General features: G+C 62.4%; 13 protein-coding genes and 1 tRNA gene. 6 read left to right on the top strand and 8 right to left on the bottom strand.

Going from position 1 to position 14,185, the window contains the following annotated elements; all coding sequences use genetic code 11:
- Nucleotides 1-34: 34 nt before the first annotated feature.
- Both gpt and fabI read right to left on the bottom strand, forming a co-directional pair.
- A complete protein-coding gene (gene gpt, locus ACFORG_RS22940; RefSeq protein ID WP_386737921.1) occupies nt 35-550 on the bottom strand; it encodes a xanthine phosphoribosyltransferase in 516 nt (171 codons plus the stop codon).
- A 3-nt stretch (nt 551-553) separates the two neighbouring features.
- Complete coding sequence (gene fabI / locus ACFORG_RS22935) at nt 554-1,360, bottom strand: enoyl-ACP reductase FabI (RefSeq protein WP_386737920.1); 807 nt, start codon at nt 1,358-1,360, stop codon at nt 554-556.
- Between the two features lie 135 nt (nt 1,361-1,495).
- Here fabI and pdxH point away from each other — a divergent pair, with 135 nt between their 5' ends.
- From pdxH to ACFORG_RS22905, 6 genes are all read left to right on the top strand, one after another.
- Complete coding sequence (gene pdxH, locus ACFORG_RS22930; RefSeq protein WP_386737919.1) at nt 1,496-2,101, top strand: pyridoxamine 5'-phosphate oxidase; 606 nt, start codon at nt 1,496-1,498, stop codon at nt 2,099-2,101.
- Nucleotides 2,102-2,244: 143 nt separating this feature from the next.
- Nucleotides 2,245-2,751: a cold-shock protein gene (locus ACFORG_RS22925; RefSeq protein ID WP_386737918.1), complete on the top strand. Its 507-nt coding sequence runs from the start codon at nt 2,245-2,247 to the stop codon at nt 2,749-2,751.
- 11 nt (nt 2,752-2,762) lie between these two features.
- On the top strand, nt 2,763-3,224 hold the full coding sequence (locus ACFORG_RS22920) for a DUF192 domain-containing protein (protein ID WP_386737917.1): 462 nt from the start codon (nt 2,763-2,765) through the stop codon (nt 3,222-3,224).
- Between the two features lie 43 nt (nt 3,225-3,267).
- Nucleotides 3,268-3,344, top strand: a tRNA-Pro gene (locus ACFORG_RS22915).
- Between the two features lie 682 nt (nt 3,345-4,026).
- Nucleotides 4,027-7,656 carry a vitamin B12-dependent ribonucleotide reductase gene (locus tag ACFORG_RS22910; RefSeq protein WP_386737916.1) on the top strand — a complete coding sequence of 1,210 codons (3,630 nt, stop codon included), beginning with the start codon at nt 4,027-4,029 and terminating at the stop codon, nt 7,654-7,656.
- A 478-nt stretch (nt 7,657-8,134) separates the two neighbouring features.
- Nucleotides 8,135-8,383 (top strand): hypothetical protein, encoded by a 249-nt coding sequence (locus ACFORG_RS22905; RefSeq protein WP_386737915.1) that lies wholly within the window; start codon nt 8,135-8,137, stop codon nt 8,381-8,383.
- A 53-nt stretch (nt 8,384-8,436) separates the two neighbouring features.
- On the opposite strand, the gene ACFORG_RS22900 is transcribed toward ACFORG_RS22905, so the two are convergent.
- The 6 genes from ACFORG_RS22900 to ACFORG_RS22875 form a co-directional block, all read right to left on the bottom strand.
- Entirely contained in the window at nt 8,437-9,105 is a 669-nt protein-coding gene (locus tag ACFORG_RS22900) for an FkbM family methyltransferase (RefSeq protein WP_386737914.1), read from the bottom strand.
- A gap of 208 nt (nt 9,106-9,313) precedes the next feature.
- The gene (locus ACFORG_RS22895) at nt 9,314-10,135 is read right to left on the bottom strand and encodes a TauD/TfdA dioxygenase family protein (RefSeq protein WP_386737913.1); all 822 of its coding nucleotides are present in this window, start codon (nt 10,133-10,135) and stop codon (nt 9,314-9,316) included.
- 114 nt (nt 10,136-10,249) lie between these two features.
- The gene (locus ACFORG_RS22890) at nt 10,250-11,305 is read right to left on the bottom strand and encodes a cupin domain-containing protein (protein ID WP_386737912.1); all 1,056 of its coding nucleotides are present in this window, start codon (nt 11,303-11,305) and stop codon (nt 10,250-10,252) included.
- Between the two features lie 55 nt (nt 11,306-11,360).
- Entirely contained in the window at nt 11,361-11,540 is a 180-nt protein-coding gene (locus ACFORG_RS22885; protein ID WP_386737911.1) for a 4-hydroxythreonine-4-phosphate dehydrogenase PdxA, read from the bottom strand.
- A 207-nt stretch (nt 11,541-11,747) separates the two neighbouring features.
- Nucleotides 11,748-13,253 carry a M81 family metallopeptidase gene (locus tag ACFORG_RS22880; RefSeq protein WP_386737910.1) on the bottom strand — a complete coding sequence of 502 codons (1,506 nt, stop codon included), beginning with the start codon at nt 13,251-13,253 and terminating at the stop codon, nt 11,748-11,750.
- 6 nt (nt 13,254-13,259) lie between these two features.
- Nucleotides 13,260-14,117 carry an alpha/beta fold hydrolase gene (locus tag ACFORG_RS22875; protein ID WP_386737909.1) on the bottom strand — a complete coding sequence of 286 codons (858 nt, stop codon included), beginning with the start codon at nt 14,115-14,117 and terminating at the stop codon, nt 13,260-13,262.
- Nucleotides 14,118-14,185: the final 68 nt, after the last annotated feature.

Genomic DNA, 14,185 nt, shown 5'->3' with positions numbered 1-14,185 from the left:
GGGCGGTCGGCCGCGCGCGATGCTGACCCGTTGTTCAGTCGGTACCGCGATAGGGCTCGACATATTGCAGGGCCATGTCCCAGGGGAAGAAGATCCAGGTGTCCTGGCTGACCTCGGTTATGAAGGTATCAACCATGGGCCGGCCCTTGGGCTTGGCGTAGACCGTCGCGAAATGCGCCTTGGGATACATCTGCCGCACGAGATCCAGTGTCTTGCCACTGTCGACGAGGTCGTCGACGATGAGAATCCCGGTGCCGTCGCCCATCAGTTCGGCATTCGGAGCCTTGAGCACTTCGGCCACGCCCTGCGCCTGATGGTGGTAGGATTTCACGCTGATCGTATCGACGGTGCGGATGTCCAGTTCGCGGCTGACGATCATTGCGGGCGCCATGCCACCCCGCGTGATGGCGACGACCGCGCGCCACCCTCCATCGTCAGGGCCCTGGCCGTCCAGCCGCCAGGCAAGCGCCCGGGCGTCACGATGAATCTGGTCCCAGCTGATGTGGAACCCTTTTTCATGGGGCAGGCGCCCGGTTTCGTTGCCGCTCATGGTTCAACCCTTTTCGATATCGGGTGCGTCGACCGCTTTCATGCCCACGATATGATAGCCGGAATCGACATGCAGGTTCTCTCCGGTCACACCCGAGCTGAGATCGCTCAGAAGGTAGAGCGCCGAGCGGCCGACATCCTCGGTCGTCACGTTGCGGCGCAGGGGCGAGTTCAACTCGTTCCACTTCATTATATAGCGGAAGTCACCGATGCCGCTGGCCGCCAAGGTCTTGAGCGGACCAGCCGAAATGGCGTTCACGCGGATGTTCTTTTTGCCCAGATCCTCGGCGAGATACATCACGCTGGCCTCGAGCGCCGCCTTGGCAACGCCCATGACGTTATAATGCGGAATCACCTGCTCGGCGCCATAATAGGTGAGCGTCACGGCGCTGCCGCCATCGGGCATCATCTTTTCCGCGCGCTGCATGACGGCGGTGAAGGAATAGACCGAGATGTCCATGGTGAGTTTGAAATTCGCACGGCTGGTATCGACATAGCGCCCGCGCAGTTCGGTCTTGTCGGAAAAGCCGATGGCGTGCACGACGAAGTCGAGCTTGCCCCATTCCTTTTCGAGAGCGGCGAACAAGGCGTCGATCGACTCCTCGTCGGCCACGTCGCATGGCAGGACGATCTTGCTGCCCAGTTTTTCGGCCAGCGGGTCGACCCGTTTCTTGAGCGCGTCGCCCTGGTAGGAAAAGGCAAGTTCAGCCCCGGCCTCGGTCAGGGATTTGGCGATTCCCCAGGCGATGGATTTGTCGTTGGCCAGCCCCATGATGAGGCCCCGTTTTCCGGCCATCAACTGATTAGACATGTTCGGATCTCCGCCTGTCGTCGCGTTGTATCGTCGTGGTTTATGCGATTGACCCATGCGCATCAAGCCTGCTGCTCTTGCCGAGGCGCAGGGTGCGGCCTAGGGTTCACAGCGCACACTCACGAGGGACGGGACATGACAGACCGCAGCGGCATTTTTGCCGGCGACGATCCTTTTGCAATTGCACGTACATGGCTGGCCGAGGCCGAAAAGACCGAGCCCAACGATCCAAACGCGATCGCAATGGCCACGGTGGACCCGTCCGGTTTGCCGAACGTGCGTATGGTGCTGCTCAAGGAGATCGAGGACGCGGCATTCGTATTCTATACGAATTACGAAAGCGCGAAGGGCCGCGAGATCGAGGCAGCCGGCAAGGCGGCTTTCGTCATGCACTGGAAATCGCTGCGCCGTCAGATTCGCGTGCGCGGAACGGTGACCCGTGAAGAAGGGCCGCAGGCGGATGCCTATTACAAGTCGCGGTCACTCAAGAGCCGTCTCGGAGCTTGGGCTTCGGCTCAGTCGCGCCCTCTCGACAGCCGCACGACACTGATGGCCGAGGTGGCCAAGGTCACGGCGCAACAGGGTCCCAACCCCTCACGACCGCCGTTCTGGGGCGGGTTCCGCATCACGCCGGTTGAAATCGAATTCTGGGCCGACGGTGCGTTCCGCCTGCATGACAGGTTCGTCTGGCGGCGCGGTTCGGCTGCGGAAAACTGGCGGATCGAGCGGCTGAATCCCTGACATTCACGTCACGTGAAATGCAAGCTGTTGGAAACAATCGTTTTTTAAAGCTTGAACTCTGCCTGCAAAATACTGCACATCAGGAGGCCTGAAACGCAGCCTAATAGCGTGATTGTGACACAGTGCCGAAAGATCTGACCGCGATGAACCGTGTTAAGGGACACGTAAAATGGTTCGACCCCGCCAAGGGCTATGGCTTTGTCATTGCCGATAGCGGGGGAGAGGACATCCTGCTGCACGTGAACGTGCTGCGCAACTTCGGTCAGAGCTCGGTCGCCGACGGCGCCGGGATCGAGATCGTCGTGAACCGGACCGAGCGCGGAGCGCAGGCCGTCGAGGTGTTGACGATCGACCCGCCCGAGCGCGGGGACACTGCGGCGTTGGCCGATTTCGCCGAGCTGGAGCCGGCCCAGATCGAGGCCGCGCCGTTGGAGCCTGCCCGTGTCAAATGGTTCGACAAGGGCAAGGGGTTCGGGTTCGCCAATGTGTTCGGGCGCGACGAAGATGTTTTCCTGCATATCGAAGTGCTGCGCCTGTCGGGCCTTGCCGACCTGCAACCTGGCGAAGCCTTGGCGATCCGCGTGATCGACGGTAAACGGGGACGCATGGCGGTACAGGTTCTGCCCTGGGAGGCCGCGCAAACCAGCTGAGGAGAGCCGCAATGCGCCTGTTGTCGATCGCCCTTGTCCTGTTGTTCACGGCGGGGGTCGCGCAGGCGGAGTGCTCGCCCGAAACGGTGACCATCCGAGACGGCGAGACGGTGCTCAACTTTACCGTCGATGTTGCCGATACCCCGCGCGAGCGGTCGCGCGGCCTGATGTTCGTCGAAGACCTGCCGCGCCAGTCGGGAATGCTGTTCGTCTTCGACCGTCCCCGCGCAGTGACGTTCTGGATGAAGAACACGCTGATCCCGCTCGACATGCTGTTCGTCGACCGGACCGGAGTCGTGCGGCATATCCACCACGAAGCGATTCCCCATGACGAGACCCAGATCGAGGGTGGCGATTCCGTTTTCGCGGTGCTCGAAATCAACGGCGGATTGGCGCGACGCTATAGTTTGACCGTGGGCGCGGAACTGCGCCATCCAGTTTTTTCCGACGGACCGGCTGCTTGGCCCTGTTAGGGCTTTTCAAATCGGATTGCGGTCGCTAGGAAGGCGCACGGTCCGGGGCGTGGCGCAGTCTGGTAGCGCACCTGTTTTGGGTACAGGGGGTCGTGAGTTCGAATCTCGCCGCCCCGACCATCTTCTTCCATCGGTTTTTTCGCCAAAGCGCGGATCTGTCCGCGCGGATGGATTCGTGGGGCCGCTTCGGTTCTGACACAAGATATTGTGGCGCAACTCCCACACTTGTCTTGATCGTCTGGGCCGACAGAGCGCTTTCCGACATTGCGATGGCGACAGGTCTGAACGGTCGAAGTGGCCGACCGACATCGCCGATTCCCCGGGTAATGACGGGTCCACGCAACGCTGGGGATGAACCCACCAGGGGTGTATGGATTTTCGAAACCCGTGCTAAAGCCTGCTGAAAACAAAGGAAAAGGCGTTAACCTTTTCCTCGCTCCCGGTGGGCTGCTCTGGGGATTGCATGTGGAGGAATCGGAGCCGCCGGAGAGCGCAACCACCGCTTGCCATTGGTCAACAAAAAAGAGTCGCGCAGGGGGGTAAAAATTCCGTTGACCTCCTTGGCCGGGATACGCCAGATTGTGTGGGCCGGATGCGCCGATACTAAATCTGGTAGATACGATCAGGTTTCTAACGGCGCGGTTGGGGAAGGCAAAAAGTTTCGAGGAAACCATCAAGATGGGCAGGGTGCGGCCTCGGCTGCGCACAGCTCCGCTGTCTCCAACACGGCCCGCGAGGGCACTCGCATCATGAACGATCCTTCCGGGGTCAACGACCAGGACAGACGCAGGGGCAGCGCAACATGAAGATCGACCGCAAATTCACGAAGGCAGGGCAGGACGCCTATGCGGAACTGGAGTTCGTTTCGGCGACCTCGGAGATTCGCAATCCGGACGGGACCATCGTTTTCCGGCTCGAAGAGATCGAAGTGCCTGCCTCGTGGAGCCAGGTCGCAAGCGATGTCATCGCGCAGAAGTATTTCCGCAAGGCGGGTGTGCCCAGCCGCCTGAAGAAAGTCCGCGAAAAGGACGTGCCCGAGTTTCTGTGGCGCAGCGTGCCGGACGAGGAGGCCGAGATGGGCGGCGAAACCTCGTCCAAGCAGGTCTTTGACCGCCTCGCCGGCGCCTGGGCCTATTGGGGCTGGAAGGGCGGCTATTTCTCGACCGAGGAAGATGCGCGCGCCTATTATGACGAGATGCGCTACATGCTCGCCACGCAGCGCGCCGCGCCGAACTCGCCCCAATGGTTCAATACCGGCCTGCACTGGGCCTATGGCATCGACGGACCCGCGCAGGGCCACCACTATGTCGATTACAAGACCGGCAAGCTCACCAAGTCGAAATCGGCTTACGAGCATCCCCAGCCGCATGCATGCTTCATCCAGGGCGTGCAGGACGACCTGGTGAACGAAGGCGGCATCATGGACCTCTGGGTGCGCGAGGCGCGGCTGTTCAAGTATGGCTCGGGCACCGGCACCAATTTCAGCCATCTGCGCGGCGAGGGAGAGCCCCTGTCCGGCGGTGGCAAATCCTCTGGCCTGATGGGCTTTCTTAAAATCGGTGATCGCGCCGCCGGTGCGATCAAATCAGGCGGGACCACCCGTCGAGCAGCGAAGATGGTGATCGTCGATGCAGATCACCCCGACATCGAAGCCTTCATCCAGTGGAAGGTTCTCGAAGAGCAGAAGGTGGCCTCGATCGTTGCCGGATCGAAGATGCACGAGAAGATGCTGAACGGCATTTTCGAGGCCATCCGCTCTTGGGACGGTGCCGAGGCCGATGCCTATGACCCGGCCGTCAACGACGCTCTGAAAAAGGCGGTTCGCGAAGCCAAGAAGGTGGCAATCCCCGAAACCTACATCAAACGCGTGCTGGATTATGCCAAGCAGGGCCACACCAGCATCGAGTTCCCGACATATGACACCGATTGGGACTCGGAGGCCTACAGCTCGGTTTCGGGCCAGAACTCCAACAACTCCATCCGCGTGACCAACGCGTTCCTGCATGCGGTCGAGAAGGATGCCGACTGGCAGTTAATCAACCGCGTCGACGGACAGGTCGCCAAGACCGTGAAAGCACGCGATCTATGGGAAAAGGTCGGGCACGCCGCCTGGGCCTGTGCCGATCCTGGCATCCAGTTCCACGACACGGTGAACGAGTGGCATACCTGCCCCGAGGATGGCGAGATTCGTGGCTCGAATCCCTGCTCGGAATACATGTTCCTCGACGACACCGCCTGTAACCTGGCCTCGATGAACCTGCTGACCTTCCTCAAGGACGGGAAGTTTCAGGCCGAGGATTACATGCATGCCACCCGGCTGTGGACCCTGACGCTGGAGATCAGCGTGACGATGGCGCAGTTCCCGTCCAAGGAAATCGCGCAACTGTCCTATGATTTCCGCACATTGGGCCTGGGCTATGCCAATATCGGCGGGCTGCTGATGAACATGGGCTATGGCTATGACTCGGATGAGGGACGGGCGCTATGCGGTGCGCTGACCTCGATCATGACGGGCGTGGCCTACGCCACCTCGGCCGAAGTCGCCGGCGAACTGGGACCGTTTGCCGGTTACGAGCGCAACGCCACGCATATGCAGCGCGTCATCCGTAACCATCGCCGCGCAGCGCATGCCGAAACCGACGGGTATGAGCAACTGGCGGTCAAGCCTGTGCCGCTCGACCACGAAAATTGCCCCGACACGCATCTTGTCGACCTCGCCAAGAGCGCATGGGACGAGGCGCTGCGGCTGGGCGAGAAGAACGGATATCGCAACGCGCAGGCAACCGTGATCGCGCCCACCGGCACAATCGGCCTTGTGATGGATTGCGACACCACCGGGATTGAGCCCGATTTCGCGCTGGTGAAGTTCAAGAAGCTCGCAGGTGGCGGCTACTTCAAGATCATCAATCGCTCGGTTCCGGCGGCGCTGGAAAACCTCGGCTATACCTCGGCCCAGATCGAAGAGATCGTGTCTTACGCCGTGGGTCATGGCACCATCGGCAATGCGCCGGGGGTCAACCATACCTCGTTGACCGGTCACGGATTTGGCCCGAACGAACTCGCCAAGGTAGACGCAGCACTGGGATCGGCCTTTGACATCCGCTTCGTCTTCAACCAGTGGACGCTGGGCGAGGAGTTCTGCACTCAGGTTCTGGGCATTCCGCAGGAAAAGCTGAACGACCCGACCTTTGACCTGCTGCGGCATCTGGGCTTTTCGAAGCAGGATATCGACGCGGCCAATGACCATGTCTGCGGAACCATGACGCTGGAAGGCGCGCCGCACCTGAAGGAGGAGCATTACGCGATCTTCGATTGCGCCAATCCCTGCGGGAAAAAGGGCAAGCGGTTCCTGTCGGTCGACAGCCACATTCGCATGATGGCGGCGGCGCAAAGCTTCATCTCGGGTGCCATCTCCAAGACGATCAACATGCCGAATTCGGCCACGATCGAAGATTGCCAGAAGGCCTATGAACTCAGCTGGTCGCTGGGCGTCAAGGCCAACGCGCTCTACCGCGACGGGTCGAAGCTGAGCCAGCCGCTGGCCGCTGCACTGGTCGAGGATGACGACGAAGCCGCCGAGGTTCTGGAAAGCGGATCGGTCCAGGAAAAGGCCGCCGTACTGGCCGAAAAGGTCATCGAGAAAGTGGTGGTCAAGGAACTGATCCGCTCGCATCGCGAGAAGCTGCCGGAACGGCGCAAGGGTTATACGCAAAAGGCCATCGTCGGCGGGCACAAGGTCTATCTGCGGACCGGCGAGTACAAGGATGGCAGCCTTGGCGAGATCTTCATCGACATGCACAAGGAAGGTGCCGGCTTCCGCGCGATGATGAACAATTTCGCCATCGCGGTCTCGGTGGGCCTGCAATATGGCGTACCGCTCGAAGAGTTCGTGGATGCCTTCACCTTCACCAAGTTCGAACCGGCCGGGATGGTTCAGGGCAACGACTCGATCAAGAACGCGACCTCGATCCTCGACTACATCTTCCGGGAACTGGCGGTCTCCTACCTCGACCGGACGGACCTGGCGCATGTGAAACCCGAAGGCGCGACATTCGACGATATCGGCCGCGGCGAAGAAGAAGGCGTGTCGAATGTCAGCGAGGTGAGCGACAGCGCCGCGTCGAAATCGCTGGAAGTGCTCAAGCAGATCAGCTCGACCGGCTACCTGCGCAAGCGTCTGCCGCAGGATCTGGTGGTGCTTCAGGGCGGTATCGATGCCTCCAGCGCGCTGGAAACACTTGTGCCCGAGGTGTCCGTCTCGACCTCGACGACGACCATATCCGCCGCAACCACGTCGATGGACGCCCGCACCAAGGCACGAATGCAGGGCTACGAGGGCGATCCGTGCGGCGAATGCGGAAACTACACGCTGGTGCGCAACGGTACCTGCATGAAATGCAACACCTGCGGGGCGACCAGCGGATGTAGCTGAACAACCGCGCCGGCGATGGCGCGCAGGGGCCGGGAATTCTCTCGGGTGACCGGCCCCGACGAATAGGGTGGGAACGGACTATCGGTTCCTCCCATCCTCACACGGGGCGGGTGCGCTCGTCCCATGCGGCGTCCAGGCCGCAGGCAGAAAACACGGGCAGTCAACGAGGGAGCCTGGACGGCGAGACTGGTTAAGGGGGTCGAACGGCCCCCTTTTTTTCGTGCGCGGGGTCCCGCCGACGGGTGCGAACAGGGATTCAGGCAGCGTCTTGCCGATTTGCGAAAGACACTCGCGCCAAGATCTGCCGCTTTCAGGCTGCACAACCATTGCGGGCGTTGTTTTGCGCATGTGCAAAGCATCCATAGGCTGAACTTGGCTCAAGGCGTTTTGTCTTGCAAAAATGCTCTATTCAAATCGCGAGAGCGGTGCCATCTCATTCTCGTCCGGACAGACAAACCCTCAACACTGGAGTAATCCGATGACATTCACTCGCTTCACCCTCGCCGCCGCAACCGCAGCCCTCGTCGGTTCCGCAGCATGGGCCACCACGGAAGCCGCGGACGCCAATGGCGACGGCATGCTGACGCTGGAGGAAGTGCAGGCCGTTCACGCAGAGATCGACGCGGATGCATTCGCCGAGATGGATACCAATGCCGATGGCATGCTCGACGCCGACGAAATCACGGCTGCCCGCGATGAAGGGCTGATGCCGTCGCAGGAAGGCTGATACGGCCGGATCGGACGCCGCTGCAAACTGCGGCGTCCGATTACTATTTCAAATCAATGGCCTGACGAAGGTTTAAGGCGCCACTCCTCCCACACGAACGGGTAGTTCCAGTCGCATCTGTGAGTGAGTTCGAGATGAGAACGGATCTCGTCCCTTTGTGCTTTCAGATCCGGTGAGAAGAGATGGAACTGGATCTGCAGGCGGTCGATGCGGTCGATCAGGCCCGCCTCGATCAGGGCCGGAAGCAGTTCGTATTCCCCGCCCTCGATGTTCATCTTGGCCAGGCCGACCTTGGTGAGTCCGGCCTCTGCAAAGAAACGCGATGCCGAGATGGTGCGGGCTTCGAAGCTGTGTTCATGCGCGGCGACGGCCGAAGACGCATCGCCCGCATCCGACAGGCGCAGCACGCCATCTTCGTGTGCGAGTGCCGCGTCATGGACGTGAACCCTTGAATTTCCAGCGAATTTTTCGGCGATCTGGCGTGCGAAATCGGGGTGCGGTTCAAACACATGCACGGTGCAGTCGGGACAGGCGGCCAGAATCCGATCTGTCCATTCCCCGCGAAACCCGCCGAAATCCAGCACCGTCGCATCGGGTGGCAGGTCGGAGAAGTCGAAGAGACGGTCGATCGCCTTGTCCTTGCGGAATTGCGTGTATGCCTTGAGGGCCTCGGCTTTCCACGGGTGTCTGAGTTGGTCCAACCAACGTTTCAATGAGGCCATGTTACGCTCCGCTTCTCTTGCCGGTTCTTGTGTAGGCAACCGGTCATTGGCAGGCAAGCCGTGGCGGCACATGCGAATTGACCGTTTTGTACATCGATCCGCCGGGGGATTGACCGTTTTGTACAAGGGGGTACCGATGGGGTTGGGGCGGCGCGCGGCCCCGCCACGGGTCGGGATCGGGCCGCGTCCTGCCGCGACCTGTTCCCGGCTAATGCAGCGGAACACCCTCGACCGTGATGCGGTGCATCAGTCGGCGAAAGCCGTGATAGTCGTTGATCGCCTTGTGCCACGTTGCCCGGTTGTCCCACATGGTGATGTCCCCCTGCTGCCAGCGCACCCGGCACTGGAACTCGGGTTGCCGGCAATGCTCGTAAAGCATGGCCAGGATCGCGTCTGATTCCCCGGGCGTAAGACCCTCGATATGGGTGGTGAAGACCGGGTTCACGAAAAGCCCACGGCGGCCGCTGAGGGGATGGGTGATCACGACGGGATGGCGCGCATCCTGCGTCGCGGCCTCGGCATTGGACAGGCGTCCGCTTCGGGCGGCCTCGCTGTCTTGTGTCGCGGCGCCGAAGGCATGGCGCGACGAATGCATGGCGGTCAGCCCCTCCAGAAACCGGCGCATGACAGGTGAGAGCGCCTCGTATGCGGCGGCCATCGACACGAATAGGGTGTCGCCGCCAAAAGGCGGCATCTCGATGGCGTGCAGGATCGAACCCATGGCCGGCACCTGGTCATAGGAATGGTCTGTGTGCCAGCCCTCGCCAACGGCCTGTTTCTGATCCTTTTCCTTGAGAACCGTCGCGATCTCGGGGTAGCCGTCGACCGGTTTGAAGAAGCGGTTCACGTTGATCGGGCCAAAGCGGCGGGCAAAGGCCAGATGATCGTCCGGCGTGATGGTCTGACCCCGCAGGACAATCACCGCATGTTCCGCGAAAGCGGCCTCGATGTCCGCGAAATCCTCATCCCGGCGCACATCGGCGCCGTGGATTTCCGCGCCCAATCCACCTGTCAACGGTGTGATCTGCATCTCGTCCTCCCACAGCGTGACATGTGAAGGGTAGCAAGGGTTTGGCAGCCGGGAAATCGAATTTGAGCGGGTTGCGGCAGGAACTTCCCCGAGGGCCGGCCTGCGCGTATGTGTCTAGACGCGCTTGAGATCGGTGACCTTGCGCGCGTCATCGGCATTCCCTGTATTCACGGTCGTGGCGGGTTCCATCAACAGAACCTCGCAGATGCCGTCGAGGGCGACGGGACAGTGTTCCACGCCATGCGGCACGATGATGAATTCGCCCTGCTCGATGATCTCGTCGCGGTCGCGAAACTTCATCAACAGGCGCCCCTTGTGAACGAGGAACAACTCGTCCTCGGTCTCGTGGTGGTGCCAGACGAACTCTCCCTCGAACTTTGCCAGCTTGACCATCATGTTGTTGACCTGTCCGGCGATGCGCGGGCTCCAGGTTTCGGTAAACGAGGCAAAGGCGCGATCGAGGTTCTTGGGGGCGTTGGGCGACAGGTGCTGGTTCACCCCGGCCACGTCGCGCTGGATCGAGCGCAGCTGCATCTCGAGCGCGGGGCCGTCGGCGGGATACTCGCCATCGAGCGCGGCGGTTCCGATGGTGAAACCCGCCGCCCCCGAGCGGCGCGCTATCCTGATCTGTTCGCGGGATCCGATGGAACCTGCCATGATCACAGGCTTGTCCACGGCAGTACAGACCGCGGCCATCAGGCCGGTAACGTTCTCGGACGAGCGATAGGCAAGCAGGTCCAGCCCGTGAACCCCGTCGCGCGAGGCCAGATCGATGGCGCTGTCGACCACCTCGTCGATCGAGCCGGTCAGCACGCTGGGGTGGCCTTCGATCCTGCCGGGGAAGGGGAAATAGAGGATGCCGGTGCCTTGCAGCACGGGCAGGACCGCATCGACATTGGTGCCGCCGAGCAGGATGTCGACGCCGATTTCGACCGCGGCCCTGGCGGAGGTCACCTCGCTGTCCCTGTCCAGCGATACCACCTCGAGATAACTTGTCGCGCCCCCGGCCTTGATCGCGGCGTTGAGCTTTTTCAGCCGCTTGAAGGGCAGGCCCACATCCTTGAAGCCGATGTGATGCACCCCGGCGGCGAGGGCCGTTTCTAGGTGCCGTTCGGCCTCTTCGACCGTCTTGTCGTTGCGGGTCAGCATGAAGATGAAACGAAGTCCCATCGGGGTCATTCCTTTTTCCGGGCCGCGATCATTTGTCGGGCGCAGGTGATGGCCGTCAACAGGCTTGCAGCCTCGGCCCTGCCGGTGCTGCACTATCGAAGGCCGGGTCATGATCTGGGCTGGAGCGGAGGAAGGGCAAGCCAAGTGCGATGTTCATGCCATGGTCGAGGACGATGCCCGAGGGGGCGCCCATCTTGATGGCCAGCGGCCTGTTGCTGTCGGGACCGTTGTTCATGCGCCGAACCTACCACGTCGGGACGGGCCATCGATCGATTTGTTCTGACCGGTATTGGTGACATTTGATCACGGGTGAGACGAACGGACATGCCCACCCACGACGATCTGCGCGGCTCGGCTGGGTCCGTGCGGCGGCGACCCACGGGGCCGTAAGCCAGCGCAGCAGCAAGCTGTCGCGGGAGGGATCGACCTATGGGCTGATCCGTCAGCGCAGTCCGGACCTTACCGAAGGCGCGCCGTTTTTCGCCGACTGGTTGGGGGACCCCTTTGCGTCCTTGCGGGCGTAGGGTGGTTCGCACGGGAACAGACCGGGCGCGGCGACGGGGATGACCCTTGCGGCGATCGGTTCGAAATCGGCGCGGAAATGGGCGGTGCTTTTGACAACGACGATCCTTGCCTGCTGCGGCTGCAGACCGAAATGCGTGAACTGCGCGAGGTCGAGGCACTGGTTGCGGATGCTGGTGACCACGACGGTCACGTCGGCCTGCGTATCCTCGACATGCAGAACGCAGGATGGGCCCAGGGTGGCGATACCGCCGCCATACATCGCCCCGCTATAGGCGACGTTGCCATCGCTGATCGTCTGCACCCGGAACCGCCCGGCAAAGGGATGATCGTCGGGCAGGCCCGAGCGCCCGCCGAGCGCGCCCTCGACGATGGCACCCACGCCCGCCGCGTGGGCCTGTTCGGCCAGGAGAGGGTCGTGCATCAGCCCCAGCAGAACCCCCGTGGCGCGCGCGTCGACAAGGGCCCGCAAAAGGCCTGTCGTGTCGGAAGAGGCACCGGCGCCGGGGTTGTCCTGCACATCGGCAAGGATCACGGGTCCGTCGCCTGACATGGTCATCGCCTCGGCCACGGCCTGCGCCGGGCGGGCAAGCGAAGTATCGAACGCATCGCGGGCTGCCTGAAGCCGTTGGAGCGCGGCGTCGGCCTGCGCATCGGCGCGTGCCTGCGACGGGGCATAGGCGAGGACGGACGCGCCGACATCGGGCGTGTCGCCCGCGGTGAAACCGACGGCCATCTCGACATGTTCGTCGGGGTCGTCCGGCAAGGCGGCATAGAGGCCGCGCGCGGGCTCGGCCCCGGTGTTCTGCGCATGCAGTGGGATCAGTATGGAACTGGACCGGAATGCCTTGGCGGGGCGCGAGCCTTTGAGCAGGGGTTGCAGCCGGTGCCAGCAACGGGCGCCGGTTTCGGCCATGTCGAGATGGGGATAGGTTTTGTAGATGCAGATCACATCCGCGAGCTTTGCCATGCGGGCCGAGACGTTGGCATGCATGTCGAGGCTGACGGCGATGGGAAGCGAGGGACCGAGGGCCGCGCGGAGACGCTCCAGCAGGGCGCCTTCGCCATCGGTGTGGCTGTCGGTGATCATCGCGCCGTGCAGGTCGAGAAAGAGCGCGTCGAGCGGTCCGGCACTGCGCAGCCCGTCAAGGATGCGGCCCGCGATCGTGTCGAAGGCCTGATCCGTCACGGGGCCAGACGGCTCGGCCGCGCACCACAGGATCGGGTGTAGCGCTGCGCCTGCCTGCGATGCCGTCGCGGCGAAACCGGCGATGGGAAGGTTCATCCCGCGCGTGCCGGAAATGACGTCGTCCCCGGTCAGCAGCGCGGGCCAGCTGTCGGCCATCTCGAACTCGGCCAGCCCGGCGCGACCGATGCCGAAGCTGTTGGTTTCGTGTTGAAATCCGGCGATGGCAATCCGCGCCATGGCGTATCAGACCGGCGACAGGGCCTGGTCAAGGATCTCGCGCAGCTTGGCGGCGACCACCTCGGGCCTGTGCCGCACGAGCGAGACATGCCCCAGCCCCGGGATTTCGTGAAAGGTGCCGTTGGGGGCGAGATCCGAGACGACCTTGCACATGGAAGGCGCCGTCTGCACGTCCTCGGAGAAGGAGATGACATGGAACGGCACCGGGCAGGTCTTGAGCCCCTCGCGGCAGTCGAAATCGAGGCAGGCCTGCCATTGATCGATGGTGTCCTGCGGGTCGCGGTCGCGGAAGCGTTCGGTATAGCTCTCCTTGATCTGGGCCCAGAGTTGCGGGTCGTGCAGCGCCTTGGCCGGAAAGGCATAGGCGGCGTAATGCGGCGCGAGAAAGTAGTCGGGCAGTTTGATGCCGGCCTTGCGCAAGTCGATTTCGGCCTGCATCCAGTCCCGTGTGAACCCGTCGATATAGGCGGCTGTGCCCATCGGGATGGCAAGGCTGACCTTGTCGGGGAAATCGATGGCTGTGGCCTGCGTGACCAGACCGCCGAGCGACAGCCCGGTCACCACGGCGCGCCCGCCGCAAAAGGCATCGATCACGGCGGCGCAGTCGCGGGCGTAATCCTGCATGCTCCACGGCGGGGGCGGGGCGGTGGTATCGCCCGCGCCACGCGGGTCGTAGGAGATGCAGCGGTACCGGTCAGACAGATGCGCGAATTGCTGCGAATAGGCATCGGCGACCTGGTCGCCGCCGGGCACGAAGACGATATCGGGCCCCGAGCCCTGGATGACGACGCGCATGGTGACGCCGTCATCGGTGGTCAGCGTGTGGAATTCGGCCTTGTCGCCAAAGCCCGGAAATACGGTCATGTCTGTCCTCCTCGGACGGGGTCGTGGGAAACGTGGTTTCCCGGTCTTGGGTCAATCAGGCGTGGGCA

It is taken from the genome of Lutimaribacter marinistellae, assembly GCF_042648365.1.
In the GTDB taxonomy this organism is placed as follows: domain Bacteria; phylum Pseudomonadota; class Alphaproteobacteria; order Rhodobacterales; family Rhodobacteraceae; genus Lutimaribacter_A; species Lutimaribacter_A marinistellae.
This window is presented reverse-complemented; position numbering and strand designations above follow the sequence as displayed.